The 2,721-nt window shown below is 61.0% G+C and carries 4 protein-coding genes and 1 pseudogene; all 5 read left to right on the top strand.

Annotated features, from left to right (window positions below):
* Window positions 1–164 precede the first annotated feature (164 nt).
* Window positions 165–560 (top strand): hypothetical protein, encoded by a 396-nt coding sequence (locus ACMX3H_RS18075; protein ID WP_415211779.1) that lies wholly within the window; start codon window positions 165–167, stop codon window positions 558–560.
* A 140-nt stretch (window positions 561–700) separates the two neighbouring features.
* Window positions 701–1,579: a hypothetical protein gene (locus tag ACMX3H_RS18070; protein ID WP_415211778.1), complete on the top strand. Its 879-nt coding sequence runs from the start codon at window positions 701–703 to the stop codon at window positions 1,577–1,579.
* Entirely contained in the window at window positions 1,576–1,890 is a 315-nt protein-coding gene (locus ACMX3H_RS18065) for a hypothetical protein (protein ID WP_415211777.1), read from the top strand. Before ACMX3H_RS18070 ends, ACMX3H_RS18065 begins: the two co-directional genes overlap by 4 nt.
* The gene (locus ACMX3H_RS18060) at window positions 1,877–2,203 is read left to right on the top strand and encodes a YdbH domain-containing protein (protein ID WP_415211776.1); all 327 of its coding nucleotides are present in this window, start codon (window positions 1,877–1,879) and stop codon (window positions 2,201–2,203) included. The genes ACMX3H_RS18065 and ACMX3H_RS18060 overlap by 14 nt, the downstream gene beginning before the upstream one ends.
* A pseudogene (locus tag ACMX3H_RS18055) lies at window positions 2,142–2,413 on the top strand (YdbH domain-containing protein); the annotation flags it as partial. The gene ACMX3H_RS18060 and the pseudogene ACMX3H_RS18055, both read left to right, overlap by 62 nt.
* Window positions 2,414–2,721: the final 308 nt, after the last annotated feature.

The following is a 2,721-nucleotide window of genomic DNA, read 5'->3' as shown; positions in this document are numbered from 1 at the left end:
ACTCAAACCGGGATGGAAATAAAAGTTATTAAAATCAATACAATGTGAAAATGCAATGAGCATAAGCGTGTAACGTAGGTTTACTGTCTCATACAACAAACCCACCAATAATTCAAGACGTCCTCCACGGGGCGCTTACGCTATTTTTGCTTTTGCTTTTGCTTTTGCTTTTGCTTCTGCTATGGCTCACCCTGCCGCGCTGGTTACCGACGCTGGCCAATTGGGCACGGCCCGACGGCCGGTCCGGTTGGCGGCAGGGCGTCGTACAGCTGCCGGCCTTTCGCCTTAATCGTTCCGGGTGCGTCTGGCTGCGCAGCGACGGCGGCGATCTGACCCACCGCGCCGGCGCCTGGCGGTTGCATCTCATTGATCTACGGCTTGACACCGCCTGCGTTGGCCAATCGACGTCCACGGCGTCCCCACGGGATCCGCTTGCGCAATGGCAAGGGTTGCCGGCGTTTAGCGTCCTTGTCGACCGGCTGACGGTAGCGCCCTGGCAGGGGTGGGCCGGCAGCCTGAYCCTGACGCATGCGGGGCCGCGCACCCGACTCGTTTATTAAAGCGATAAACTGGCGGCCGAGCCGGCCCTTGACGATCGTCAACTGACCCTAAAACGCCTGACCCTGAACGGCGCGCCCGCGCCGGTGGTCTTGCAGGGAAAACTCACCCTGGCTCCCGGCTGCTGCCCGAGCGCGGGGCCGTGCAGGGCGGCCTTACCCTGGTGAACGGTACGGCGCTCACATTTGATCTCAACCGGCGCCAACAGCAGGGTGTGCTGTCGATTACCGATAGCCAAAACGGCATGACGCTGGCGCATTTGCCGTGGCGCCTTTCCGCGCGAGAATGGGTGGTCAGCGATGGACGGTGGCGTTGGCCTTACGCCACCCAGGCGCTGGCGGGGGGAATTGCCCTGACGCTGACCGACTGGCGCGACGGTCTGGCCGGTCTCGGCGTCAACGCGCGGCTCAACGTGCTGACGCAGGGATTGCGCGGCCGCGCCAACGTGGTGTTGAATATCGGTCCTGGCCCGCTACGGCTGACGGATAATCGCCTGCCGTTTCGCCTTAACGGCATGGTGAATGACAACAATCTCTCGCTGGATGCCGCCATCCCCGGCGAATTGCGTGGCGATGTCACCGCCCCGTATCTCGCCTTGTTACCCGGCGCGCTTTTGCGTCTGGTCGGGGGCGTGTCGGACATGTTTGACATCGATACCGCGCGTCTGCCCCTTGCCGGTGTTCAGCTGTCCTCCGCGGGGGGGAACGGCCGGCTGCAGGCGATTTTGCAGGCCAGAGCAGGTAACAATGGGCGTTTTACGCTGCATTTGGACGGTAAGGCGGTGAACTTTTGGCCCGATGCCGGCGACTGGCAGTGGCGGCTTTGGGGCAATGGCGAGCTGTTGCCGTTTGGCGCGCGCTGGCGTATTGCCGGTCGTGGCGCCTGGCAGGACCAAATTCTGCGCTTTAGCACGGCACAGGGGGAAATGGACCGTTTTCGCTATGGTCTTATCGATGCCCGCGCCGCGGTTGACGCTGGCGTGGAACGTTACAGGCTGGCGCGCTGGGGCCCGTGCAATTGAATGGACGTTGGGACGGCGAACGGCTGCGCGGCCAAGCCTGGTGGCCGAAACAGCCGCAGAGGGTATTCGCACCTTTACTGCAACCGGCATTGGGCATCCGGCTGAACCAGGGCGAATTTTATGTGCAGAGCTCCTTTTCCGCCACGGCGGACAAGGGTTTTATCGCCGGCGGCCACAGTGTGCTGACCGGGGGGTATCTCTGGTACGGCGACAGCCGTTTGGTCGGCGTCCGGCTGTCGCTGTCCTACCGCCTGGCGCAAAGCCGCTGGACAGTTGGGGATCCGCCAGCCGGCCGCATTGCACATCGATGAAATCATTTCCCCTATTGCCCTGCGTGAGCTGGATACCGGCCTGAAAGGTTTCTACCCCTTTGATGACGTCCATCCGCTCACCTTAACCCACGTGACGTTGAAAACCCTTGGCGGCCAGGTATCTTTAACCCCGCTGCGGCTGCCGCAGCACGCGCCGGCGGTATTGAAGGTGCAAAGCGTGGAAATGAGCGAGCTTATTACCGCGTTAAAACCTAAACAGTTCGCCATGTCCGGGCGGGGTAAGCGGCGAGTTGCCGCTGTTGCTCGAGGATGCGACCCAGGTTATCCCCCGCGGTTGGATTGCCAGCGATAATTTGATGACGTTGCGCCTGGATCCCCAGTTCGCCGACGCGCTCGCAGACCGCGATATCGCCACCGCCACCGCCGTTGATTGGCTGCGCTATATGGAAATCAGCCGATTACGCGCCACGTTGAATCTCAGCCGCGCGGGGGACCTGACGCTCAACGCGAACATCGCCGGAACGGGTGCCCATTCCTCCGCGCGGCGCGCCTGAATTACTCGCATCAGGAAAATATCTGGCAGCTGTGGCGCAGTTTGCGCTTTGGCGGCCTGGTGGAACAACATTGGAAAAACAGGCGACCGCCGCTGCGCCTGTCGAAGGGGAGCCTTAATGCATTGGATCAAGAGCCTGATTGCGCTACTGTCGCCGTTGCTTTTCACGCAGTGCGTACGTAAGCGCCCCGTGGAGGACGTCTTGAATTATTGGTGGGTTTGTTGTATGGCCCGGTAAGAATATGTTCCACTACGATGCCTAGTGAACCCGCATCCTATAAGGGACGGCTGTCAGATCATGGATAATCCGGCGATGA

This window comes from Sodalis sp. (in: enterobacteria), from assembly GCF_047607725.1.
GTDB lineage: Bacteria > Pseudomonadota > Gammaproteobacteria > Enterobacterales > Enterobacteriaceae > JBLKSS01.
The sequence above is the reverse complement of the archived record's forward strand: the minus strand, read 5'-3'. Positions and strand labels throughout refer to the sequence as shown.